This is a genomic window from Variovorax sp. YR216 (assembly GCF_900107745.1).
Taxonomy (GTDB): domain Bacteria; phylum Pseudomonadota; class Gammaproteobacteria; order Burkholderiales; family Burkholderiaceae_C; genus Variovorax.
In genome coordinates this window covers 795,492-819,021 of sequence record NZ_FNRO01000002.1, presented here as the reverse complement: position 1 = coordinate 819,021, position 23,530 = coordinate 795,492, and the positions used below count along the sequence as shown (strand labels likewise).

Annotated in this window: 26 protein-coding genes; 19 read left to right on the top strand and 7 right to left on the bottom strand. The window is 67.1% G+C overall.

Features of this window, described 5'->3' with window-relative positions:
- Window positions 1-13: 13 nt before the first annotated feature.
- From BLW05_RS08860 to badH, 5 genes are read right to left on the bottom strand one after another with little or no spacing between them, the layout of a single operon-like run.
- On the bottom strand, window positions 14-994 hold the full coding sequence (locus BLW05_RS08860) for a Bug family tripartite tricarboxylate transporter substrate binding protein (protein ID WP_093161814.1): 981 nt from the start codon (window positions 992-994) through the stop codon (window positions 14-16).
- Window positions 995-1,029: 35 nt separating this feature from the next.
- On the bottom strand, window positions 1,030-2,673 hold the full coding sequence (gene aliA, locus BLW05_RS08855) for a cyclohexanecarboxylate-CoA ligase (RefSeq protein WP_093161813.1): 1,644 nt from the start codon (window positions 2,671-2,673) through the stop codon (window positions 1,030-1,032).
- A 48-nt stretch (window positions 2,674-2,721) separates the two neighbouring features.
- Window positions 2,722-3,873: a cyclohexanecarboxyl-CoA dehydrogenase gene (gene aliB, locus BLW05_RS08850; protein ID WP_093161812.1), complete on the bottom strand. Its 1,152-nt coding sequence runs from the start codon at window positions 3,871-3,873 to the stop codon at window positions 2,722-2,724.
- Between the two features lie 35 nt (window positions 3,874-3,908).
- The gene (gene badI / locus BLW05_RS08845; protein ID WP_093161811.1) at window positions 3,909-4,691 is read right to left on the bottom strand and encodes a 2-ketocyclohexanecarboxyl-CoA hydrolase; all 783 of its coding nucleotides are present in this window, start codon (window positions 4,689-4,691) and stop codon (window positions 3,909-3,911) included.
- A gap of 37 nt (window positions 4,692-4,728) precedes the next feature.
- Complete coding sequence (gene badH / locus BLW05_RS08840; protein WP_093161810.1) at window positions 4,729-5,496, bottom strand: 2-hydroxycyclohexanecarboxyl-CoA dehydrogenase; 768 nt, start codon at window positions 5,494-5,496, stop codon at window positions 4,729-4,731.
- Window positions 5,497-5,632: 136 nt separating this feature from the next.
- Between badH and BLW05_RS08835 the strand changes: the two genes are divergently transcribed.
- From BLW05_RS08835 to BLW05_RS08755, 17 genes are all read left to right on the top strand, one after another.
- Window positions 5,633-6,142 carry a MarR family winged helix-turn-helix transcriptional regulator gene (locus BLW05_RS08835; protein ID WP_093161809.1) on the top strand — a complete coding sequence of 170 codons (510 nt, stop codon included), beginning with the start codon at window positions 5,633-5,635 and terminating at the stop codon, window positions 6,140-6,142.
- A gap of 164 nt (window positions 6,143-6,306) precedes the next feature.
- Window positions 6,307-6,471 carry a periplasmic nitrate reductase, NapE protein gene (gene napE / locus BLW05_RS08830; RefSeq protein ID WP_093161808.1) on the top strand — a complete coding sequence of 55 codons (165 nt, stop codon included), beginning with the start codon at window positions 6,307-6,309 and terminating at the stop codon, window positions 6,469-6,471.
- Window positions 6,472-6,559: 88 nt separating this feature from the next.
- The gene (locus tag BLW05_RS08825) at window positions 6,560-6,895 is read left to right on the top strand and encodes a chaperone NapD (protein WP_093161807.1); all 336 of its coding nucleotides are present in this window, start codon (window positions 6,560-6,562) and stop codon (window positions 6,893-6,895) included.
- Complete coding sequence (gene napA / locus BLW05_RS08820; protein ID WP_093161806.1) at window positions 6,870-9,362, top strand: periplasmic nitrate reductase subunit alpha; 2,493 nt, start codon at window positions 6,870-6,872, stop codon at window positions 9,360-9,362. Before BLW05_RS08825 ends, napA begins: the two co-directional genes overlap by 26 nt.
- A gap of 10 nt (window positions 9,363-9,372) precedes the next feature.
- On the top strand, window positions 9,373-9,879 hold the full coding sequence (locus BLW05_RS08815; protein WP_371126924.1) for a nitrate reductase cytochrome c-type subunit: 507 nt from the start codon (window positions 9,373-9,375) through the stop codon (window positions 9,877-9,879).
- Window positions 9,880-9,891: 12 nt separating this feature from the next.
- Complete coding sequence (locus BLW05_RS08810; RefSeq protein ID WP_093161805.1) at window positions 9,892-10,479, top strand: cytochrome c3 family protein; 588 nt, start codon at window positions 9,892-9,894, stop codon at window positions 10,477-10,479.
- Window positions 10,480-10,482: 3 nt separating this feature from the next.
- A complete protein-coding gene (gene ccmA, locus BLW05_RS08805) occupies window positions 10,483-11,127 on the top strand; it encodes a cytochrome c biogenesis heme-transporting ATPase CcmA (RefSeq protein ID WP_371126923.1) in 645 nt (214 codons plus the stop codon).
- A gap of 3 nt (window positions 11,128-11,130) precedes the next feature.
- The gene (gene ccmB, locus BLW05_RS08800) at window positions 11,131-11,799 is read left to right on the top strand and encodes a heme exporter protein CcmB (RefSeq protein WP_093161804.1); all 669 of its coding nucleotides are present in this window, start codon (window positions 11,131-11,133) and stop codon (window positions 11,797-11,799) included.
- An 8-nt stretch (window positions 11,800-11,807) separates the two neighbouring features.
- Entirely contained in the window at window positions 11,808-12,569 is a 762-nt protein-coding gene (gene ccmC / locus BLW05_RS08795; RefSeq protein ID WP_093161803.1) for a heme ABC transporter permease CcmC, read from the top strand.
- Window positions 12,570-12,584: 15 nt separating this feature from the next.
- Window positions 12,585-12,725 (top strand): heme exporter protein CcmD, encoded by a 141-nt coding sequence (locus BLW05_RS08790; protein ID WP_093161802.1) that lies wholly within the window; start codon window positions 12,585-12,587, stop codon window positions 12,723-12,725.
- The gene (gene ccmE, locus BLW05_RS08785) at window positions 12,722-13,201 is read left to right on the top strand and encodes a cytochrome c maturation protein CcmE (protein ID WP_093161801.1); all 480 of its coding nucleotides are present in this window, start codon (window positions 12,722-12,724) and stop codon (window positions 13,199-13,201) included. The genes BLW05_RS08790 and ccmE overlap by 4 nt, the downstream gene beginning before the upstream one ends.
- Window positions 13,198-15,189 (top strand): heme lyase CcmF/NrfE family subunit, encoded by a 1,992-nt coding sequence (locus BLW05_RS08780; protein WP_093161800.1) that lies wholly within the window; start codon window positions 13,198-13,200, stop codon window positions 15,187-15,189. Before ccmE ends, BLW05_RS08780 begins: the two co-directional genes overlap by 4 nt.
- Window positions 15,186-15,728, top strand: a complete 543-nt coding sequence (locus BLW05_RS08775) for a DsbE family thiol:disulfide interchange protein (RefSeq protein WP_093161799.1) — start codon at window positions 15,186-15,188, stop codon at window positions 15,726-15,728. Before BLW05_RS08780 ends, BLW05_RS08775 begins: the two co-directional genes overlap by 4 nt.
- Window positions 15,721-16,173, top strand: coding sequence for a cytochrome c-type biogenesis protein (locus BLW05_RS08770; RefSeq protein ID WP_093162150.1), 453 nt, complete (start codon window positions 15,721-15,723; stop codon window positions 16,171-16,173). The genes BLW05_RS08775 and BLW05_RS08770 overlap by 8 nt, the downstream gene beginning before the upstream one ends.
- Window positions 16,170-17,420: a c-type cytochrome biogenesis protein CcmI gene (gene ccmI / locus BLW05_RS08765; protein ID WP_093161798.1), complete on the top strand. Its 1,251-nt coding sequence runs from the start codon at window positions 16,170-16,172 to the stop codon at window positions 17,418-17,420. The genes BLW05_RS08770 and ccmI overlap by 4 nt, the downstream gene beginning before the upstream one ends.
- A gap of 92 nt (window positions 17,421-17,512) precedes the next feature.
- Window positions 17,513-18,433 (top strand): non-homologous end joining protein Ku, encoded by a 921-nt coding sequence (locus BLW05_RS08760; RefSeq protein ID WP_093161797.1) that lies wholly within the window; start codon window positions 17,513-17,515, stop codon window positions 18,431-18,433.
- On the top strand, window positions 18,430-19,263 hold the full coding sequence (locus tag BLW05_RS08755) for a tetratricopeptide repeat protein (protein WP_256330116.1): 834 nt from the start codon (window positions 18,430-18,432) through the stop codon (window positions 19,261-19,263). Before BLW05_RS08760 ends, BLW05_RS08755 begins: the two co-directional genes overlap by 4 nt.
- 12 nt (window positions 19,264-19,275) lie before the next feature.
- On the opposite strand, the gene BLW05_RS08750 is transcribed toward BLW05_RS08755, so the two are convergent.
- On the bottom strand, window positions 19,276-19,878 hold the full coding sequence (locus tag BLW05_RS08750; RefSeq protein ID WP_093162147.1) for an isochorismatase family protein: 603 nt from the start codon (window positions 19,876-19,878) through the stop codon (window positions 19,276-19,278).
- A 117-nt stretch (window positions 19,879-19,995) separates the two neighbouring features.
- On the opposite strand from BLW05_RS08750, the gene BLW05_RS08745 reads away from it, so the two are divergent.
- The gene (locus tag BLW05_RS08745; protein ID WP_093161796.1) at window positions 19,996-21,648 is read left to right on the top strand and encodes a 4-hydroxyphenylacetate 3-hydroxylase family protein; all 1,653 of its coding nucleotides are present in this window, start codon (window positions 19,996-19,998) and stop codon (window positions 21,646-21,648) included.
- Window positions 21,649-21,751: 103 nt separating this feature from the next.
- Entirely contained in the window at window positions 21,752-22,444 is a 693-nt protein-coding gene (locus BLW05_RS08740; RefSeq protein ID WP_143044798.1) for an alpha/beta fold hydrolase, read from the top strand.
- On the opposite strand, the gene BLW05_RS08735 is transcribed toward BLW05_RS08740, so the two are convergent.
- The gene (locus BLW05_RS08735; protein WP_256330150.1) at window positions 22,441-23,508 is read right to left on the bottom strand and encodes a PQQ-dependent sugar dehydrogenase; all 1,068 of its coding nucleotides are present in this window, start codon (window positions 23,506-23,508) and stop codon (window positions 22,441-22,443) included. The genes BLW05_RS08740 and BLW05_RS08735 overlap by 4 nt on opposite strands.
- Window positions 23,509-23,530: the final 22 nt, after the last annotated feature.

The window sequence follows — 23,530 nt, the reverse complement described above, 5'->3', positions numbered from 1 at the left end:
CGGACCTGCGTGTTCATTCGACGACGATCTTTTGTTCGCGGATCAGCGTGCTCAGCCGCTGGCTCTCATCGGCGAGCAGCGCCTTGAATTCGGCGGGGCTCATCGCGGCGGTTTCGGCGCCGAGATCGGCATAACGCGACTTGACCGCCGCCTGCGTCATGGCCTTGCCGAGTTCGCGGTTCAGTCGGGTCACGATCTCCGGCGCGGTGCCGTTGGGCGCCCAGAGGCCGAACCAGATGTCGAGATCCGCTTCCTTGAAGCCGAGCTCGCCGACCGTCGGCACATCCGGGAAGAACGGCGAGCGCTTGGCGCTCACGATGCCCAGCAGCTTGACCTTGCCTGCGCGGATGTGCGGAAACGCGATGCCCGGATCGCAGACGAAATCGGCCTGGCCCGACATCACGTCCTGCAGCGCGGGCGCAGCGCCGCGATACGGGATATGCGTGATGTAGGTGCCCGACGCCACCTTGAACATCTCGCATGCCAGGTGCGGAGGCGTGCCGGTGCCGGCGGATGCGTAGGACATCTTGCCGGGCTGCGACTTCGCGAGCGCGACCAGGTCCCGCGCGTCCTTGACCGCGAGTTGCGGCTTCGACACCAGGTACATCTGCGTGCGGCCGATGGTGCCCACCGGCGTGAGATCGCGCGACGGCAGGATGTTCGACTTGAACAGCGACGGGTTCGCGGTTTCGACCGAGGTCGGCGCGATCAGGAAGGTCTGCCCGTCGGGGGCCGCGCGGATCACCTCGGCGGCGGCGATGTTGCCGCTCGCACCGGGCTTGTTGTCGATGAGGACCGTCTGCCCCAGCGATTCGGTGAGCTGCTGCGCGAGGATGCGGGCCATCACGTCGGTGCTGCCGCCCGGCGCGAAACCCACGACGATGCGCACGGGCCGGGTGGGCCAGGCGCTCTGCGCATGGGCCGCGCCGAGGACGCCGAAGCCGATGGCCAGTGCCGCACAGGTCGCGACAGCACGCTTGAATCGATTGCTCATGTTCCTTGTCTCCGTTCGTTCTTGTGGGGATGGGTTCACGCCAATTCGCCGCGCAGCATCTCGCGCAGCCTGAACTTCTGGATCTTTCCCGACGGCGTCGCAGGCATCGCGTCGCGCACCACGAGGCGTTCGGGGATGTACTGCAGCGCCACCTTCTGCGCCTTGAGAAAGTCGACGATCGACGGCAGGTCGATGCTCTGGCCCGGCCGCGGCACGACCACCGCGCAGGCCCGTTCGCCGAGGCGCTCGTCGGGGTAGGCGACGATGGCCGCCATCTGCACCGCCGGGTGGCGGTACAGCAGCGCTTCGATCTCCACCACCGGCACGTTCTCGCCGCCACGGATGATCACGTCCTTGCTGCGGCCGGTGATGCGCAGGTAGCCGCGCTCGTCGATGCGCGCCATGTCGCCGGTGTCGAACCAGTCGTCCGCATCCGTGCCGTTGAGGTGCGGCCGCTTGAGATAGCCGCCGAAGTTGGAGCACGCGCGCAGCATCAGCTCGCCCGACTCGCCCGGCGGCAGCACGTTGCCGTCCACGTCCACCACCTTGATCTCCACGCCCGGCAGCGGATGGCCGTCGGTGTTGAAGGCGCGTTCGTCATCGTCGCCGAGCTCGATCAGCGTCACGGCGCCGTTCTCGGTCATGCCCCAGGCCGAGACGATCTTGGTGCCGAGCACGCTGCGGGCCTGCTCCACCAGCGGGCCGGGGATCGGCGCGCCCGCGCAGAGGAAGGTTCGCAGCGACGGCACCGCGCCGCCACCTTCGGCCACCGCACGCGTGAGGTCGGTGAGGAACGGCGTCGACGCCATCGTGAAGCTCGCGCCTTCGGACTGGATCAGCGCCACCGCGCGGGCCGGGTCCCAGATGTCCTGCAGCACCGCGCTCGCCTTGAGCATGATGGGCATCATGAGGCCATACATGAAGCCGGTCTGGTGCGCCATCGGCGAGGCCATGAGCACCACGTCATCGCTGCCCAGGTGCAACCGAGCTGCATACGGAAAGATGTTCGCCATCGTGGTGTTGGCGGTGTGCATCACGCCCTTGGGCTCGCCGGTGGTGCCCGAGGTGTAGATGAGCTGCATCACGTCATCGGGGGCCGGTCGGCTGCGCGAAAGGATGTCCTTCGCATCGGCGGCTTCTTCCCATGCGGGGCCGCTAAGGAGCGCTTCAAAACTGTTGTCGCCGCTGCCGCCGACCACGACCACGTGCTTCAGTTCGGGCAGATCCGGCTGCAGGCCGGCCAGCATGGCTTCGAAATCGAAGCCCCGGAAGCGGTTGGGCACGATCATCACCTTGGCCGCGCCGTGCTTGAGCATGAATGACAGTTCGCGCTCGCGGAAGATGTGCATGATCGGATTCATCACCGCACCGATGCGCGCGCACGCAAGGTAGGTCAGCGTGAACTGCCACCAGTTGGGCAACTGGCAGGCCACCACGTCGCCACGGCGCACACCGAGGCGCGCGAGCCCGACGGCGATGCGATCGGCCATGCGCGCCATCTCGCGGTAGGTGAAGCGCGTGGTTCCGCCCTCCTCCACGCGCAGCGCGGTGAGCGCGACCTTGTCCGGGCAAGCGGCGACGCAGGCATCGAGGTCGTCGTTGATGGTGCGGTCATGCCAGAGGCCCTGCGCGACCATCCGCTTGCGGCGCGGCGGAATGAGTACGGCGTCGAATTCCATGCTTTTGTCTCCTCGTCGTGGTTGGTGTGAAAAGTCGAAGGAAAGGACTCAGGCCGGGACCGCTTCGCGTCCTGCGCGGGTGCGGGCGATGATGGTTTTCATGATCTGCGCGGTGCCGTCGCCGATCTGGAAGCCGAGCACGTCGCGCAGGCGCTGCTCCATCGGCCCGCGGTCGTAGCCGCCGTGGCCGAACATCAGCAGGCACTGGTGGATCACGTCGTAGGCGAGCTTCGGCGCCCACCACTTGCACATCGCGGCCTCGGCGGTGTGGGGTGCGCCCTTGTCCTTGAGCCAGAGCGTCTGCAGGCACAGCAGGCGCGCGGCCTCGACCTGCGTGTCGAAATCGGCGAGCGGATGCGACACGCCCTGGAAGGCCGACAGCGGCTTGCCGAAGGCCTCGCGCTGCGCGACGTACTCCCAGGTCTCTTCGAGCGCCACGCGTGCGACGGCCAGCACCTGCATGCCGATCAGCGCACGCGAGAAGTCGAAGCCCTGCATCACCTGAACGAAGCCCCTGTTCTCATCACCGAGCCGATGATCGATGGGCACGCGCACGTTCTCGAAGAAGAGCGATCCGCGCCCGATGGCACGCTGTCCGTGGCAGTCGAAGCGGTTGCGCGTGATGCCCGGCAGGTCCATCGGCACCAGCAGCGCGGTCACGCCGTGTGCGCCGGATTCGACGGTGCCGGTGCGGCCGAAGACCACCGCCGCATCCGCCTGATCGGCGGCGGAGATGGAGGTCTTCTCGCCGTTGATGACGTAGTCGTCGCCCACACGCTCGACGCGCAGGCGCAGGTTGGCTGCGTCCGATCCGCCGCGCGGCTCGGTGAGCGCGATGGCGAACAGCGCCTCGCCGCGCGTGAGCTTCTCGAGCCACGGCTGCGCCACTTCGGGCCGCGCGTGGTGCGACAGGATCTGCCCGTTGAGCGATGCCAGCAGGTTGATGTAGCTCAGGCTCAGGTCGGCGCGCGCGATCTCTTCATGGATCACACCAGCCGCGAGGCAGCCCATGCCCTGGCCGCCATGCGCTTCGGACAGCTCGGGCGCGATGAAGCCCATCTCGCCCATCTCGCGCATGAGCGCGCGGTCGAGCACGCGCGTCCTGTCGCGCTCAAGAAAGCCCGGCGCCACCCGGCCGCTGGCGAAGCGGCGCGCATGCTCGGCCAGCGCCGCGAGGTCTTCGTCGATGTAGGGATTCATCTCTTTGTCTCCTGGAGTGGCGCGAGCGTCGAGGGTTACTTGGCGTATTTGCGGAATTCGGGCTTGCGCTTGTCCTTCAGGGCGGCCACGCCCTCGCGCGATTCGTCGGTGTCGTAGTAGAGCTTCAGCGCGTACATGCCCATGCCCGCGATGCCGGCCTGGTGCGCCGTGTCCATGTTGAAGCTGCGCTTGGCGATGGCGATCGCGGTCGGGCTGCGCTCGCAGATGGTCTCGGCCCACTCCTGCACGGTTTCGTCGAGCTTCTCGGGCGGCACGCAGATGTTGGCCAGCCCCATCGCGACCGCCTCCTGGCCCGAGTAGCGCTTGTTGAGGTACCAGATCTCGCGCGCCTTCTTCTCGCCGACGACGCGCGCGAGGAAGGCGGTGCCATAGCCCGGATCGACCGAACCCATCTTCGGACCCACCTGGCCGAAGATCGCCTTCTCCGAGCAGATGGTCAGGTCGCAGATGGTGCACAGCACGTTGCCGCCGCCGATCGCGAAGCCCTGCACCCGCGCGATCACCGGCTTGGGCACGTCGCGGATCGCGGTGTGCAGCTCTTCCATCGGCAGGCCGATGGTGCCGCGGCCGTCGTAGTTGCCGTCGTGCGCGGACTGGTCGCCGCCGGTGCAGAAGGCCTTCTCGCCCGCGCCGGCCAGGACGATCGCGCCGATGTCGCGGTCGTAGCCCGCGCGATTGAGCGCGCGGATGATCTCGTCGCAGGTCTGGCCGCGGAAGGCGTTCATCTTCTCGGGCCGGTTGATGGTGATCCACGCCACGTGGTTGCGCACTTCGTAGAGGATGTCTTCGTAGTCCATGGTGTTCTTTCGGTGAAGGTTCAAGGGAGGCCGGTGGTCAGCCGTTCATCGTCAAGCCGCCGGAAACGCTCAGGACTTGACCCGTGACGAAGGCGGCGTCATCGCTGGCGAAGAAGAGAATCGCGCCGGGCAGGTCGTCCGGCTGGCCGATCCGACCGAGCGGAATGGAGCGCGTGAAGGCTTCCATCAGCTTCTCGGGGTTGCCCGCGCCTTCCTTGTAGTCGGCGAAAAGCGCGGTGTCGGTCGGCCCCGGGCAGACCACGTTGACCGTGATGTTGTGGCGTGCATGCTCACGCGCCAGCGTCTTCGAGAACGCCACCAGCCCGCCCTTGCAGGCCGCGTAGACCGCCTCGCCGGATGAGCCCACGCGCGCCGCGTCGGAGGCGATATTGACGACGCGCCCCGCCTTGCGCGCCACCATGCCCGGCAGCACTGCGTGATGCATGTGCAGCGCACCGGTCAGGTTGATGGCGATGAGCTTGTCCCACTGCGCGGGCTCGGTCTTGGTGAAGGGCTTGAACACATCCCAGCCAGCGTTATTGACCAGCACGTCGATCGGGCCGAGCTTCTGCAGCGTGGCTTCCACCGCGGCATCGACGCTCGCGCGGTCGGTGATGTCGCAACGGAAGGCCATCGCCTCGCCGCCTTCCTCGCGGATCTGCGCGGCGACCTTTTCTGCCGCCTCGGGGTTCAGGTCGTAGATCGCGACCTTCGCGCCTTCGCGTGCGAAGCGGCGGCAGGTCGCCCCACCGATTCCGCCGCCGCCACCGGTCACCACCACGGTCTTGCCTTCGAATCTCTGCATGTCGGTTCTCCTTGCGTCTGAATGCTTGCTATCGTCGGAACAGTTCAGCCGTCGGCTGTCTGCATATACGTCAATGTGTTGTCATATTATTGGCAGCACGGTCTGCGCTTTGCAAGTGCTTTTTTGTGAGAATTTCATGAAGCAACCTAGGGAAAACAAGGATGTCGCGCGCATGGAGCTCGCCAATCGCGTGTTCTTTCGGCTGTACCAATGTGCAAATATGTTGCATAAAACTGGCACCAAGGCGGTCGAAGCCCAGGGGCTGACGACGCAGCAATGGGCCGTGCTCGGCGCGCTGTCGCGGGAACAGGCCGAGGGCGGAATGAGCGTCGGCGATCTGGCGCGCTACCTGATGGTCAGCCGGCAGAACCTGTCGGGCCTGCTCAGCCGCATGGAACGCGACGGGCATGTGAGCATCGCGCCGGACGGCCGCGATCGCCGCTCGCGGCTGATCACCATGACCGCGTCAGGGCGACATGTATGGCTGAAGGAAGCGCAGCCGAAGATCCACGACTACTACGAGGAAGCGCTCGCAGGCTTCTCGGTGAACGACATCAGCCACACGCTGCACTACCTGCTCAAGATGCTCGAGAACATGCAACGCGTGGACGAGATGCAGGGCGGCGCGGCGGAGACCGGCGAATAGCCATGCCGCTTTGGAGCAAGCGCGTCAATTGCCCTTTGGTGCAAGCTCGACGAGTCGCGAGACGGTTCCCTTTCCTTCCTTGACAAGCCCATGGCGCTTGCCTTTAATTTGCCCCGTACTGCTCGTCTGCGGCAGGTTGATCCACAACAAGAAGGACGACCACGATGGAAAGCAAGGATGCGCTCGACCCACAGCGCAAGAATGAGGAGCTTCGCAGCTTTCTCTTCCTGACGGCCGTCATGGTTCCCGTGCTGTCCGTCATCGTCGTCGGCGGGTACGGATTCCTTGTCTGGATGTACCAGCTCGTGAGCGGCCCTCCTTCGCACTAACGGTGGTGCGCGGGCGCAATTGACAGGAGCCAGGAGCCTTGTGCCCCTGCCTCTCTAGACCCATGGTCCCGCCAGGAGGAGATCAACAGTGGCAATTGCCAAGCGCCTCATCCCCATCCAGCCCGAACGGCATGCCGAGGAATGGCATATCGCGGGCGTTGTCGTGCACGCCAATCCGGCGAGGCTCGGCGAAGTGCGTGCCGCCATCGAAGCGATGGCAGGCGCGGAGATCCATGCGGGCAACGATGCCGGCAAGCTGGTGGTGACGCTCGAGGCGCCCACCATGCGCGCGATCGCCGCACACCTCGAATGCCTGCATCGGCTGGACGGTGTTCTGTCCGCCGCCCTCGTCTACCAGCACAACGAGGACGCCGATTCCATGGAGGAGGAGATGACCGATGACCACGCGCCGGGACTTCATTAAACGCACCGCGGTCGCCGCCACGGCATCGGTGGCCGGCGTGACGCTGCCGGCTGATGCTGCGAACTTCGTCACCGACGGCGACATGACCAGGCTCAAATGGTCGAAGGCGCCCTGCCGATTCTGCGGCACCGGTTGCGGCGTGACGGTCGCGGTCAAGGACAACAAGGTGGTCGCGACGCAAGGCGATCCGCAGGCCGAAGTGAACAAGGGCCTGAACTGCGTCAAGGGCTACTTCCTCTCGAAGATCATGTACGGCGGCGACCGGCTGACCCAGCCGCTCATGCGCCAGAAGAACGGCAAGTACGACAAGGACGGCGACTTCAAGCCCGTCACCTGGAACCAGGCCTTCGACCTGATGGAGCAGCAGTTCAAGCGCGTGCTCAAGGAGAAGGGGCCGACGGCGGTCGGCATGTTCGGCTCGGGCCAGTGGACGATCTGGGAAGGCTATGCCGCCTCGAAGCTCTACAAGGCCGGCTTCCGCTCCAACAACATCGACCCGAACGCGCGGCACTGCATGGCCTCGGCGGTCACCGGCTTCATGCGCACCTTCGGCGCCGACGAGCCGATGGGCTGCTACGACGACTTCGAAGCCGCCGACGCCTTCGTGCTGTGGGGCTCGAACATGGCGGAGATGCATCCGATCCTGTGGACCCGCGTCACCGACCGCCGCCTGAGCGCGCCGAAGACCAAGGTGGCGGTGCTGTCGACCTTCACCCACCGCTCCTTCGACCTCGCGGACCTGCCGATCATCTTCAAGCCGCAGACCGATCTGGCGATCATGAACTACATCGCCAACTACCTGATCCGCAACAACAAGGTCAACCAGGACTTCGTCAACAAGCACACCGTGTTCAAGCAGGGCGTGACCGACATCGGCTATGGCCTGCGGCCCGAGCACCCGCTGCAGAAGGAAGCCAAGAACGCGGGCGACCCGAACGCGTCGACGCCGATCACCTACGAGGACTTCGCGAAGTTCGTCTCCAAGTACGACGCCGCGTACGTCACCAAGCTCTCGGGCGTGTCGAAAGAGCACCTCGACCGGCTCGCCGAGCTCTATGCGGACCCGAACATCAAGGTGATGTCGCTGTGGACCATGGGCTTCAACCAGCACACGCGGGGCACCTGGGCCAACAACATGGTCTACAACCTGCATCTGCTGACAGGGAAGATCGCGACCCCCGGCAACAGCCCGTTCTCGCTCACCGGCCAGCCATCGGCCTGCGGCACCGCACGCGAGGTCGGCACCTTCTCGCACCGCCTGCCGGCAGACCTGCTCGTGGCCAACCCCAAGCACCGCGAGCACGCCGAAGAGATCTGGAAGCTGCCCGCGGGCACCATCCCCGACAAGCCCGGCTACCACGCGGTGCTGCAGAACCGCATGCTCAAGGACGGCAAGCTCAACGCCTACTGGGTGCAGGTCAACAACAACATGCAGGCCGCGGCCAATCTCCAGCAGGAAGGCTGGCCGGGCTACCGCAACCCCGACAACTTCGTCGTGGTGTCGGATGTCTATCCGACGGTGACCGCGCTGGCGGCCGACCTCATCCTGCCGAGCGCGATGTGGGTCGAGAAGGAAGGCGCCTACGGCAATGCCGAGCGCCGCACGCAGTTCTGGCATCAGCTCGTCGACGCCCCGGGCGAGGCGCGCTCGGACCTCTGGCAGCTCGTGGAGTTCTCCAAGCGCTTCAAGATCGAGGAAGTCTGGCCCGCCGAGCTCATCGAGAAGCAGCCCGAGGTCAAGGGCAAGACGATGTTCGATGTGCTCTTCCGCAACGGGCAGGTCGACAAGTTCCCGCTGAAGGACACCAATCCCGAATACGCCAACGCCGAGGCGAAGGCCTTCGGCTTCTACATCCAGAAGGGGCTGTTCGAGGAATACGCGATGTTCGGCCGCGGCCATGGGCATGACCTCGCGCCCTTCGACATGTACCACGAGGCACGCGGGCTGCGGTGGCCGGTGGTCAACGGCAAGGAAACGCTCTGGCGCTACCGCGAAGGCAGCGACCCCTACGTGAAGGCCGGCACCGGCTTCCAGTTCTACGGCAACCCGGACGGCAAGGCGGTGATCTTCGCGCTGCCCTACGAGCCGCCTGCGGAATCGCCGGACAAGGAATACCCGTTCTGGCTCGCGACCGGCCGCGTGCTCGAACACTGGCATTCGGGTTCGATGACGCGGCGCGTGCCCGAGCTCTATCGTGCGGTGCCGAACGCGGTGTGCTTCATGCATCCCGAGGATGCGAAGAAGCTCGGCCTGCGACGCGGTGTCGAGGTCGAGATCGCCTCGCGGCGCGGCAAGATGCGCACGCGGGTCGAGACACGCGGGCGCAACATGCCGCCGCAGGGGCTGGTGTTCGTGCCCTGGTTCGACGCGAGCCAGCTGATCAACAAGGTCACGCTGGATGCGACCTGCCCGATCTCGTTGCAGACCGACTTCAAGAAGTGCGCGATCAAGATCACGAAAGTCTAGGAGCCCAGCCATGACGAAGCTCAGCCGATCCTGGACCCTCGCGCGCACCGTGTGGGCGATGCTGCTCGTCGCCTTCTCGGCCCTGCTCTTCGCGCCGCCGGCCTTGTCGCAGGGCCTTGTCGATGCGATGCGCGGCCCGACGCCCATCCCCGAACAGACCAAGCCGCCGCCGATCTTCCCGACCGAGAACAAGGACGTCCGGCGCACCCGCAACTTCGCGATGCAGCCGCCGACCATCCCGCACACCATCGAAGGCTACCAGGTCGACAAGGAGTTCAACCGCTGCATGTTCTGCCATGCGCGCACGCGCACGCAGGAGACCGGCGCGATCCCGGTGAGCATCACGCACTACCAGGACCGCAACGGCAACATGCTCGCGGACGTCTCGCCGCGCCGCTACTTCTGCACCCAGTGCCATGTCGCGCAGGCGGATGCGAAGCCGCTCATCGGCAACAACTTCGTCGACGTCGAACAGCTCCTGAAGCGCAAGCCCGGCGTGCTGGGTTCGACCAAGTAGCGCAGGCCCGCCATGTTCAAGCTGATCAAGCGCTACTGGATCACCATCAACCGGCCCAGCGCCTATTTCAGCCTGGGCTTTCTCACGCTGGGCGGCTTCATCGCCGGGGTGATCTTCTGGGGTGCGTTCAACACCGCACTCGAACTGACGAACACCGAGGCCTTCTGCACCGGCTGCCATGAGATGCGCGACAACGTGTATCCCGAGCTGCAGACCACGATCCACTACACCAATCGCAGCGGCGTGCGCGCACGATGCCCCGACTGCCACGTGCCGCACAACTGGACCAGCAAGATCGCCCGCAAGATGCAGGCGTCGAAGGAGGTATGGGGCAAGATCTTCGGCACCATCAGCACGCGCGAGAAGTTCCTCGACCACCGGCTGGTACTGGCCCAGCACGAGTGGGAGCGCATGAAGGCCAATGACTCGCTCGAATGCCGCAACTGCCACGACTACCAGTCGATGGACTTCACGCGCCAGAGCCCCCGCGCACAGGCCATGCACTCGACCTTCCTCGCGGAGGGCGACAAGACCTGCATCGATTGCCACAAGGGCATCGCCCACCGCCTGCCCGATGTGGCCCAGGCAAAGGAACCCTAGCGCGTGCCCGATCGCTTCGACGACCCCGTCATCGAATCCGGCCTCTCGGCCAGCGGGCTCGGTTTCAGCCGCGCCGGGCGGCCTGTTTTCAGTGGCATCGAATTCAGGCTCGGCCCCGGCGAGCTTCTTCAGGTGACCGGTGCCAACGGCAGCGGCAAGACCAGCCTGCTGCGCGTGCTGAGCGGCCTTCTGCCGCCGGCGGAAGGAGAGTTGCGCTGGCGCGACCGGCCGGTGCGGGCCGGCGAATCAGGCTACCTGCAATCACTGGCCTACGTGGGGCACACGGATGGCATCGACCCTGACCTCAGCGCGATCGAGAACCTGCAGTTCGCGATGCGTGTGGCTGGCGAAACGCCCGCCGCCAAGCGCATCGAGGGCGCATTGACCTCGTTCGGCATGACACCATCGATGCACGCGCCGGTGCGCACGCTTTCCCAAGGCCAGCGACGCCGCGTGGCGCTTGCGCGCCTCGCGCTGCTGCCGCGCGCGCTGTGGTTGCTGGACGAACCGCTGACATCGCTCGACGAGCGCGCCGGCGAATGCTTCCATGCGCAGCTCGATGCGCACCTGCGCGCGGGCGGCATCGCGGTCGTCGCCACGCACCAGCCGCTGTCGGTCGATGGCCGCGCGCTGCACCTGGGCGGATAGCGCATGACCAGGCTCTTCGCCGCCATCGTGCTGCACGACGTTTCGCTCGCATGGCGACGGCGCGGCAGCATCCTGTCGTGCCTGCTGTTCTTCGTGATCGCGAGCAGCCTGTTCCCGCTGGCGATCGGGCCCGATCCGCAGCAGTTGCGCGCGCTCGCGCCGGGCATCCTGTGGGTCGCGGCGCTGCTCGCCTCGATGCTCTCGCTGTCGCGCCTCTTCTCGCAGGAGTACGCGGACGGCAGCCTCGACCAGCTCCTGCTCTCCCCGCATCCGCTGGCGCTGCTGGTGCTTGCGAAGATCTGTGCGCACTGGGTCACCAGCGGGCTGCCGCTGATGATGCTCACGCCGCTGCTCGCGCAGCAGTACGGACTGCCGGTGTCTTCGGCCCTGCTGCTGGCGGTCTCGCTGCTGATCGGCACGCCGGTGCTGAGCCTGATCGGCGGTGTCGGCGCGGCGCTCACGCTGGGTCTTCGCGGCGGCGCGGTGCTGCTGTGCATTCTCGTGCTGCCGCTTTGCGTGCCGGTGCTGATCTTCGGTGCGGGTGCGGGCGCGGCGGCCGACGCGGGGCTCGATGTAGCGCCGCAGCTCTCGCTGCTGGGCGCGTGCCTCGCACTGTCCCTTTTCCTTTGTCCGATCGCCACCGCGGCCGGACTGCGCATCGCGATGGAGTGAACACATCGATGAGCCATCTGCTGAATGCATCGCCCCATGCGCCCGAAGCGGCAGGCGCTCCTCGCTGGCGATGGTTCGCCTTTGCCTCACCGCGGCGTTTCGATCCGATCGCGCGGCGGCTCGCGCCGTGGTTCTTCGCGGCTGCACTCGTGTTCGCGCTCGCGGGCCTTTACGTGGGCTTCCTCGTCGCACCGACCGACGCGCAGCAGGGCGAGGTGTACCGCATCATCTTCATCCACGTGCCCGCGGCGTGGATGTCGATGTTCATCTATCTCGTGATGGCGATGTATTCGGCGCTGGCCCTGGTCTTCCACACCCGGCTCTCGTCGACGATGGCCTCCGCGCTCGCGCCCACCGGTGCGATGTTCACCGCGATCGCCCTGTTGACCGGCGCGCTGTGGGGGCAGCCCACGTGGGGCACCTGGTGGGTATGGGACGCGCGGCTCACTTCGGAGCTGCTCCTGCTCTTCCTCTACCTCGGCTACATGGCGCTCGAAGCCGCGATCGACGAACCGCGCCGCGCCGAACGCGCCTGCGCGGTGCTCGCGCTCGTGGGGTCGCTGAACGTGCCGGTCATCTACTTTTCGGTGCGCTGGTGGAACACGCTGCACCAGGGCGCGTCGGTCAGCCTCACTGCCGCGCCGTCAATGGCGATGACGATGCTTGCCGGCATGCTGCTGATGACGCTGGCCTGCTGGATGTATTCGATCGCGGTCGCGCTGGTGCGGGTGCGATGCATCCTGCGAGAGCGCGGCGTGGTTGGCGGTTGATCCAGGGGGGAACGCATGGACTGGTTCTCACAACTTCTATCGGGCGGCCACACGAGCTATGTGGGTGCGGCCTTCGGCATCACGGCGGTGCTGATCGCGGTCGAGCTCGTCGCATTGCGACTGCGCTTCAAGGCAGCAAGGGTCGACCGCCCATGACCGTACGGCAACGCCGTCTCTTCATGCTGATCGCGGCGCTCGCGTGCGCGGGCGTGGCGGTGGCGCTGGTGCTCAATGCCTTCCGGTCGAACCTCGTCTTCTTCTTCAGTCCTTCACAGGTGGCAGCCCATGAAGCACCGGCCGCGCGCACCTTCCGGCTCGGGGGCCTGGTCGAGAAGGGATCGCTCAGGCGCGAGGGCGACGGCCTGACGGTGCGGTTCGTCGTGACAGATACCGCGCACACCGTGCCGGTGGTCTATCACGGGCTTCTGCCGGACCTCTTCCGCGAAGGCAAGGGCGTGGTCGCCAACGGCAGGCTCGGCGGCGACGGCGTCTTCGTCGCCAGGGAGGTGCTCGCAAAGCACGACGAGAACTACATGCCGCCCGAAGCCGCCGATGCGCTGAAGAAGGCCGATCAGGTGCGACGCCAGATGGTCGACGCGAGCGACACCACGCCGGATCCGAAGAAGCCATGAACGCCGAGTTGGGCCACTTCTGCCTCATCGTCGCGCTGCTCGTGGCCGCGGTGCAAGCCGTGTTGCCGCTCGCCGGCGCGGCGACCGGCAGAAGCGGCTGGATGGCCGTGGCCCGCCCCGCCGCGCGCCTGCAGGGCACGCTGGTGCTGGCGGCATTCATCTCGCTCACCTGGGCCTTCGCGGACAACGACTTCAGCGTGCGCTACGTGGCGGCCAACTCCAACAGTGCACTGCCGCTGGCCTACCGCGTCACCGCCGTCTGGGGTTCGCATGAAGGCTCGATGCTCCTGTGGACGCTGATGCTCTCGCTCTGGTCGGTGGCGGTGTCGCTCTTCAGCCGGCGATTGCCGCCTGTGATGGTGGCGCGCGTGCTCGGCGTGATGGGGGCCATCAGCGTCGGCTTCCTGCTTTTCCTGCTGTTCGCGTCGAACCCCTTCCTGCGCCTGCTGCCGCCCGCGATGGAAGGACGCGATCTCAATCCGCTGCTGCAAGACCCGGGCATGGTGCTGCATCCGCCGATGCTCTACATGGGCTATGTGGGCTTTTCAGTGAGCTTCGCGTTCGCGGTCGCGGCCCTGATCTCCGGCCACTTCGATGCCGCATGGGCGCGCTGGGCGCGGCCGTGGACGCTTGCGGCATGGGCTTTTCTCACAACGGGCATCATGCTCGGCAGCGCCTGGGCCTATTACGAACTGGGCTGGGGCGGCTGGTGGTTCTGGGACCCGGTCGAGAACGCCTCCTTCATGCCCTGGCTCGCCGGCACCGCATTGATCCACTCGCTGGCCGTCACCGAGAAGCGCGGCGCGTTCCGGGCCTGGACGGTGCTGCTCGCGATCTTCACCTTCTCGCTGAGCCTGCTCGGCACCTTCCTCGTCCGTTCAGGGGTGCTGACGTCGGTGCATGCCTTCGCTGTCGATCCGCTGCGCGGCACCTTCATCCTGGCATTGCTCGGGCTGGTGACCGGCGGCGCGCTGCTGCTTTTTGCGATGCGCGCGCCCGCGCTCGCAAGGCGCACCGAGTTTGCGGTGGTGTCGCGCGAAGCGCTGCTGCTGGCCAACAACGTGTTGCTCGCGGTGGCCGCCGCGACAGTACTGCTCGGCACGCTGTATCCATTGCTGGTCGACGTGCTGGGCCTCGGCAAGATTTCCGTCGGGCCGGCGTATTTCGAACAGGTCTTCGTGCCGCTGATGGCGCCCGCGGTGCTGCTGATGGGGGCCGCACCGCTGATGCGCTGGCGCAGGAGCGAGCTTGCGGATGTGACCCAGCGGCTGCGCTGGTCCGCCGTCGCGAGTCTTGCGGTCGCGCTCGGCCTTCTGGCGGTGCTGCGCAATGCCTCAGCGCTGACCGGACTGGGTTTGACGCTCGCCTGCTGGGCCGTCGCCAGCGCGATCGCCAGTCTCGGCGACCGCCTGCACCATCAAGGCGGCCGACGGCTCGCCGCACTTCGCCAGTTGCCAGCCGGCTATGTCGGCATGCTGCTGGCCCATGCCGGTGTGGGCGTGTTCATCGCGGGGGTCACGCTGGTCAGCAGCCAGGAGAGCACGCGCGAGTTGCCGATGAAGATCGGCGACACGGTGGAAGTGGCAGGCTATGCCTTCCGCTTCGATGGCGTATCGCCGGCCGTCGGACCCAACTACGAAGCGCTGGTCGGCGCGCTGACCGTGACACGCAACGGCCACCCCGTTGCAACGCTTTCGCCGGAACGGCGCGTCTACCGCAGCCAGCAGATGCCGACGACCGAAGCCGCGATCGACGTCGGGTGGACGCGCGATCTCTACGTCGCCATCGGCGAATCGCTCGGCGAGCACGGATGGGCGGTGCGGCTTTATGTGAAGCCGTTCGTCGGCTGGATCTGGGCCGGCTGCCTGCTGATGGCCCTCGGCGGCCTGCTTGCCGCAAGTGACCGGCGCTACCGGCTGGCAAGACGCGCGAGCGTTGCCGGCGGCGCCGCGCCGGCAGTCCTCGTGCACGGCGAGGCGCAGGTATGACCCGTTTCCTGCTGCCGCTCGGCGTGTTCCTCGCGCTGGCCGTCGCGCTCGCGGCCGGGCTGAGCCGCGACCCGCGCGCGCTCCCGTCGCCGCTGGTCGGCAAGCCCGCGCCAGCCTTCGAGCTGCCGCTGCTCGAGAGCGACGGGCGCAGCCTGCGCAGCAGCGACATGCAAGGCAAGGTGTGGGTGCTCAACGTCTGGGCCTCGTGGTGCACGCCTTGCCAGGCGGAACATCCCTTGCTGGTCGATTTTGCGGCGCGCACCCGAGTGCCGGTCTACGGGCTCAACTACAAGGACCAGCCGGCGGCTGCGCGCGCTTGGCTCCAGCGTCTGGGCAATCCCTATGCCGCGACGATGTCCGATATCGACGGACGCACGGGCATCGACTTCGGCGTCTATGGCGTGCCCGAGACCTTCGTGATCGACCGCGCCGGAAGGGTCCGCTTCCGCCATGCGGGTCCGATGACGCCCGAGGTGCTGGAGCAGACGATCACGCCCCTCTTGCGCGATCTCGAGCACGAGAAGGATGGCCATGCGTAGATGCATCGCGTCCGCCCTGGTGGCCTTCGCTTGCGCAGGCGCGTTCTGCGCACCTGCTGACGAGGAGCAGCTCGACGCGCGCGTGCACGCGTTGTCGCACCAGCTGCGCTGCGTGGTCTGCCAGAACCAGACGCTCGCCGACTCGCAGGCCGAACTCGCCGTGGACCTTCGCAGGCAGATACGCGAACAGATGCGCGCAGGGGCGAGCGACGATGCGGTCAAGGACTTCCTGGTGCAGCGCTACGGCGATTTCGTGCTCTACAAGCCGCCGCTCAAGCCGGCGACCTGGTTGCTCTGGTTCGGACCGCTGCTGTTGCTGGCGTTCGTGGTCGCCGCGATCGTGCGCAACCGGCGGCGCGGTGCCCCGTCGCCTGCCGCGCTGGGCGATGCCGACCGGCAGCGGCTCGATGCGATGCTCGATCGACCTCCGGAGCCACCGCAATGACGCTCTTCTGGCTTATCGCGGCGGCGTTGATCGCGGCCACGATGGCAGGCCTGCTCCCGCCGCTTTTGCGCGCAGGCCGGCCGATGCAAGCCCGGCAATCCGACGCCGCCGATCTCTATCGCGGCCAGCTGGACGACCTCGAAGCCGACGTCCGCGCAGGCATGCTTGCGCCGGAACATCGCCGCGAGGCGCGTGACGAAGTGGGCCGCCGGCTGCTCGACGACGCGGGCTCGCTCGATGTGGCGGCGTCCGCATCCAGTCGCCCTTCTCCACTCCTTGCCGCAGCGCTGCTCGCGCTGCTGCCCAGCGCGGCGATCGTGCTGTACCTGCACCTCGGCAATCCGATCGCACTCTGGCAGGCGTCCGATCCGGGCCATGGGCATGACGCTGCCGGCGCACCCAGCGCCGCGCAGATCGAAGGCATGGTCAACCAGCTCGCCCAGCGCCTGCGCGGCGAACCCGATGATCTCGAAGGATGGGTCATGCTCGCGCGGTCCTACGCCGCGCTGGAGCGTCCCGGCGATGCGGCCATGGCCTATGGCAAGGCCGTGGCGCTTGCGCCGGACGAGGCGGCACTGCGCGCCGACTATGCGGACGTGCTTGCGAGCGTGGATGGAGGCGTGCTCAACGGGCTCGCGTTCGCCCAGATCCAGCGCGCGCTCGCACTGGACCCCAACCAGCCCAAGGCGCTTGCGCTGTCCGCCAGCGCAGCCATGGAGCGGGGCGACACCCAGGAAGCCCTGCGGCAATGGCAACACCTGCATCGGCTGCTGCCGCCGGATTCGCAGACCGCGGCGCGCGTGGCCTCGACCATCGCGCAAATCAGCGCACCGGCCGCGCCCGCCAAGGCGGCACCGCAACAGGTGGGCGCGGAGGCGATCACCGGCCGGGTGACGCTCGCCGGCAATCTCCCGAGAACACCCGCCGCGAACGAGACCGTCTTCATCTACGCACGCGCCGCCGAGGGCCCGCGCATCCCGCTGGCCGTGATGAAAGCCCGCGCCGGCGACCTGCCGCTCGGCTTCGTGCTCGACGACAGCCTCGCCATGCGCGCGGACCATCGCCTCTCGGGCGCAGGCCAGGTCATTGTGGAGGCTCGCATCTCACGAAGCGGCCAGGCGCAGCCCACGGAAGGCGACCTGATCGGCAGTTCGGGGCCGGTGAAGCCCGGTGCGCGCGATCTGGCGATCGTCATCGACGGCGCCCTAGGAACCCGTCCGACACCACTCCCAAGCCCATCCCGCTAGGTTGTGGACGATTCGCCACGCGCCTTTGCGGCTGGCGCGGAACGTGGCATTCTTGCGTCGGGAGTCGCTCCACGCCATCTCCGGAGGTCTGCATGGCAGCTCGTTCACTCGCTTCGTTATCGCTCAGCTTTGGGCTGGTCTCCATTCCGGTCAAGCTCTATTCCGCCACGGAAAGCAGCGCGACGGTCCGCTTCAACCTGCTCGCCAAGGACGGTTCGCGCGTCAAGCAGCAGTACGTTTCGGAGAAGGACCCCTCGATCGTCGTGCCGCGCTCCGAGATGGTGAAGGGCTACGAGTTCGAGAAGGACCGCTATGTGATCTTCACGCCCGACGAGCTCAAGGCCGTCGAGGACAGCGCGACCCACACCATCGAGATCGTTGCGTTCATTCCGGAGCGCGCGGTAGACCCCATCTACTACGACAAGGCCTACTACATCGCCCCCGACAAGCGCGGCGCGAAGCCCTACACCCTGCTGCTCGCGGCCATGCACAAGAGCGGCCAGTGCGCGCTCGCCAAGTGGACCTGGAAAGGCAAGCAATACGTGGTGCAGGTGCGTGCGCACGAGGACGGACTCGTGCTCCAGCAGCTCCTGTATGCGGACGAAGTGCGCTCGATGAAGGAGCTCCAGATCGAACAGGTCTCGCCCTCCGATGCCGAAGTGAAGCTCGCGCTGCAACTCATCGACCAGATCTCGCAGGACAGCTACGACCCGACCCAGTTCGTCGACGAGGAGAAAAAGCGCATCCTCGCGGCCATCGACGCGAAGATTGCTGGCGAGCAGGTGGTCGCGGTCGAGCACCACGAAGAGGCCGCGAGCGGGGGCCAGATCATCGACCTCACCGAAATGCTGAAAGCCAGCCTGGCGAAGTCCGGCGCCGGCAAGCGGCCCGCCCGCGCGCCGGCCGAAGAAGTCGTCACACCGATGGTCGCGAACGAGCGCAAGGGCGCCAAGCGCGCCACCAAGGCCGCTGTCGAGGCGCCGGCCCCTGCCAGGGCGCGATCCAGGAAGTGACGCTCGACCATCCCGAAACGCCGCACACCCTGCGCAGCATCCAGGAGATGCTGGGCCTCTCGCGGAGCGCCATCGCCGGGTTGATCGCCAACGGCTTCGTGAGCCCCAAGCGCGGGCCGCGCAATGCCTACCGCTTTTCGTTCCGCGACGTGGTGCTGCTGCGCACGGCCCACGATCTGCAGCAGGCCGACATCCCCACGCGCAAGATCCTCCGCGCGCTGCAGCGCCTGAAGGCGACGCTGCCGGAAGAGTTGCCGCTGACCGGGCTGCGCATCACCGCGGTGGGCAACTCCATCGCGGTGCACGACCGCGAAAGTCGCTGGGAAGCGGAAACCGGCCAGTTGCTGATGGATTTCGACGTGGCAGCGACGCGCGGCTCGGTCGCCTTCGTGGACCGTCGGCGCGATGCACCGCCGCAGGCAGTGTCCGCCGAGGCGCTTTTCGCACGTGCGGAAGCGCTCGAATCGAACGACGCGAAGGCGGCGGAAGCGACCTACCGCGAGGTGCTCGCGATTGCGCCCGATCACGCGGACGCCTACCTGAACCTCGGCGCCATCCTCTGCGAATCCGACCGGCAGGCCGAAGCGGCCCAGCTCTACGACGACGCGCTGCACCGCCTTCCGGACGTGCCGCTCCTGCACTTCAACCGCGCAGTGGCGCTGGAGGACCTGGGGAGGCTCGACGAGGCGATCCAGTCCTATGAGCGCTGCCTGAAGCTGGACCCGGCCATCGGCGATGCGCACTTCAATGTCGGGCGCCTCTACGACCACCTCGGCCACCGGCGCGAGGCGATCCGGCATTTCAGCGCGTATCGGCGGCTCCAGAAGTAGCCGCCCGCGCGATCAGCGGATCAGCGCCTGCAAGTCCTTGAAGCGCGGATGCTCCGCGGTGCGCACCCATTCGAAGCCGACCATCTCGGTCGTCACGAGTTCGGCGCCCGCGCCAGCCAGCCGGTCGAAGGCCGCATCGCGGTTGCGCTCGGTGCGCGAGCTGCAGGCGTCGGTCACGACCCACACTTCGAATTCGTCTTCCAGCAGATCGAGCGCGGTCTGCAGCAGGCACACATGCGCTTCGCATCCTGCGATCACGATCGTGTTGCGCTCTTCGGCAGCGGGCTGCGGCTTCTGAAGATGCTTGGGCAGGCTGCGCGCATTGCCTTGCGGTGCCTTGGCCGGCGCGCGAAGCCATTCGCCGAGGCCTTCTTCCGCGCCGCTGAAATGCATCTTGGCGAGCGTGCGCTGGCACAGCGCGCGGATGTCGGGAAGGTTCTCGCCGAGCTTGGACGGGTTCTGCTCCGTGCCGAAGACCGGCACGCCCACGAGTTGCGCCAGCTTGCCGAGCCGCACCGCGTTCTTCGCGACGGCGTCGGCCTCGAAGATCGCGGGCATCAGGCGCGCCTGATAGTCGACGAGGACCAGTTGGGATTGCGATGCGTCGAGCAGCATGGGGTGTCTTCTTTCGGAGGTGATGGCGGCGGTGCGCGCCATGGGCGATTCGATGGTCAAATTATCGAACAAGCGCCCGGGCCGACGAGCCCTTGCGCAAGCACCAAGGAAGAGACGATGAACGCCCCGCTCAGCACCGCCGCGCTGATGTCCGGCCAGGACTTCCGCGAATCGCTCCGCCGCTATCGCCCGACCGTGTATGTCGATGGCCGCAAGGTCGACAGCGTGGCCGACGAGCGCGCCTTCCAACCCGGCATCAACGCCATCGCGCTGACCTACGACCACGCCCTGAAAGCGCAGTACGCGCCGATCATGACCGCGGTGCAGCGCACCAGCGGCAAGCAGGTCAACCGCTTCTCGCACATCAACACCAGCTCGGGCGATCTGCTCAACAAGCTGGAAGCGGTGCGCCTCGTATGCCAGGAAACCGGATGCGCCCAGCGCTACCTGACGCACGATGCGCTCAATGCGATCGCGCAGGTCTCGGCCCGAATCGACGACGCGCACGGCACGCGCGAGCACACCGCGCGGTTCACCGAATACCTGCACCGCGTCCAGGACCAGGATCTGACGCTCGGCGTCGCGATGACCGATGCCAAGGGCGACCGCAGCAAGCGGCCGCACGAACAGGCAAACGCCGACAGCTACGTGCACATCGTGGAGCGCAATGCGCTGAACAATGGCGTGCGCGGCATCGTCATCTCGGGCACCAAGGCGATCGTGACCGGGGCGCCCTATGTGCACGAACTGCTGGTGATGCCGTGCCGCAACATGGGACAGGAAGACGCCGACTTCGCGGTCTGCTGTGCGGTGCCGCTCGACGCGCCGGGCCTCACGATCGTCGCGCGCCCGGCGGGCCGGCCGGGCGAGAAGCTCGAGCATGGCGAGGCGCTCTTCAGCCGGAAGTACGGGCAAAGCACCGCCGTGTGCATCTTCGACCGCGTGTTCGTGCCGTGGGACCGCGTCTTCTACGCAGGCGAGTGGGAGCACAGCAGCCATCTCACCTACAGCTACGCGACGCACCACCGGCACAGCTGTATCGGCGCGCGCGCAGGCTTCGGCGATCTGCTGATCGGCGCGGGCGCGCTGATGTGCGAGGCGAACGGCTTCGACCCCGGACGCGAGACGCATCTGCGCGAACAGATGGTGGAGCTCATCACCATCACCGAAAGCTTCTTTGCCTGCGGCGTGGCCGCGAGCGTGTACGCCAAGGCCGACGAACATTGCGATGTGTTCATGCCGGAGCCGGTCTTCAGCAACATCGGCAAGCTGCTGCTCGCGACCAGGATCTACGACATGCACCGCATCGCGCACTATGTGAGCGGCGGACTGATCGTCGCGCTGCCGGGCCCCGACGAGGATCACAACCCGGCAACAGCCGCGCGGCTGGCGGACGTGCTGCGCGCGAACCCGGACGTGCCGTACGAACAGCGCATCGAGACGGCGCGATTCATCGAGGACCTGACCGCCGGCTACCAGGGCGGGTGGTACAGCACGATCAGCCTGCATGGCGGCGGCTCGCCGGCGGCGATGAAGCAGGAGATCTATCGCAACTACCCGGTCGGCTCGAAGGTGGAACTGGTCGAGCGCATCCTGGAGCGGGGGATCTCCGGCGACGGCTCGCCAGCCGCCGCGCCGCATGATCCGAAGCGGCCGATCACGCGCAACCGCCAGCCGGGCAAGTGCTGCGACACCGGTTGCACCACGCCGGGACAGCCGGTCATGGTCGATCTGCCGTTGCCGCACGGCGACGCAGGCCGGAGCCGCTGAGATTCACAGGCCCGGCCAGCGCCTCTTGATCGCGTTGCTGACCGCGGTGAGCGCTGCTGTGCTGATCGCGGGCTGCGCATCGGTGCGGCCTCCGAAGACGCCGATGGACACGTTCCTCCACAGGAGCCCATGCGCGGCGGATGCACGCACGCTGCTCGTGCTGCTGCCCGGCGCCTATTCCGAGCCCGACGAGTTCCTGCGCGAAGGCTTCATCGCCGCAGTCGAAGAACGCGGGTTGGCGGTCGATGTGCTGCGCGCCGACGCCCCGCTGGGCTACTACACCAGCGGAATGGCGATCCTCAAGCGCCTGGGCGAAGACGTGATCGCGCCCGCACGGCGGCAGGGCTACACCTCGATCTGGATCGCCGGCATTTCGGTCGGCGGCCTCGGTGCGCTGGCCTACGCGACCATGAATCCAGGCCAACTGGACGGCCTCGTCGCGCTGTCCCCCTACCTCGGCGAGCGCACCACCAGCCTCGACATCGCGAACGCGGGCGGCCTGGCGCGCTGGCATGCGCCGACCCACGCCCTGCCCGGCGACAACGGCGAACAGCGCATGTGGGCATGGCTCCAGCGCTACGGCACGCAGCCCGATGCGCCGGAACTGCCGCAGCTCTATCTGGGTTTCGGGCGCGACGACCGGTTCGCATTCAGCCACGAGTTGCTGGCCGCCGTGCTGCCGCCCGGCCATGTGTTCCGCACCGATGGCGGGCACGACTGGCCCGAATGGCGGCGGCTCTGGCACGAGGTGCTGCCGGTGCTGGCGCTGCCGCGCTGCTCTTCGCCCTCTGGCTAGGGCAGCAACCGCATCAGCTTGCCGTTGGACTCGTCCGTCAGGATGTAGAGCAGGCCGTCCGGCCCCTGCTTGACGTCGCGGATGCGCGCACGGGCTTCTTCGAGCAGCTTGTGCTCGGCAGCCACCTTGCCGTCCTGGAGCTCGATGCGATCGAGATACCCGAACTTGAGCGAGCCGATGAAAAGATTGCCCTTCCACGCAGCGCCGTAGCGGTCGCTCGTGAGGAATGCCATGCCCGAAGGCGCAATCGACGGCACCCAGTAGTGAAGCGGCTGCTCCATGCCTTCCTTGTGGGTGATTCCCTCGCCGATCTTGCCGCCGCCGTAGTTCTCGCCGTAGGTGATGACCGGCCATCCATAGTTTCGGCCCGGAAGCGGGATGTTGATTTCGTCGCCGCCCTGCGGGCCGTGTTCGTGCATCCACAGCCTGCCGTCCGGCCCGAGGGTCGCGCCCTGGCTGTTGCGATGGCCATAACTCCAGATCTCCGGCAGCGCGCCGGGTTGGCCGACGAAGGGGTTGTCCCTCGGCACCGCACCGTCCTTGGTCACGCGGACGATCTTGCCGAGATGGTTGTCGAGCTTCTGCGCGTCTTCCTTGCGGCTGAAGCGCTCGCCCAGCGTGAGGAACAGCGTGCCATCCGGCATCTCGACGATGCGGCAGCCGAAGTGGTTGCGGCTCACGACTTTCGGCTGCTGGCGGAAGATGATCTTGAGATCGTCGAGCTGGCTGCCGTCTGCCGAGAGCGCCGCCCGCGCGAGCGCGGTGCTGTTGGCCGCGCTGTTGCCCGCATCAGGCTCGGAGAAGCAGAAGTAGATCGTCCGGTTCTTCTCGAAGCCGGAATCGGCGAGCACATCCAGCAAACCGCCCTGCCCGCCGGCCGCGATCGGCGGAAGTCCCTTGACCGGCGCACCGACCTTGCCGTCGGCTGCGACCACGCGCAGCCGGCCAGGTCGCTCGGTGACCAGGAAACGACCGCCGGGCAGGAAAGTCACGCCCCAGGGGTTCTCCAACCCGGACGCAATCACTTCCGGCCGGGGCGCCGCGACGGCGGCGCCGGCCGCCATCGCTGCAAACCAAAGAGTCCAT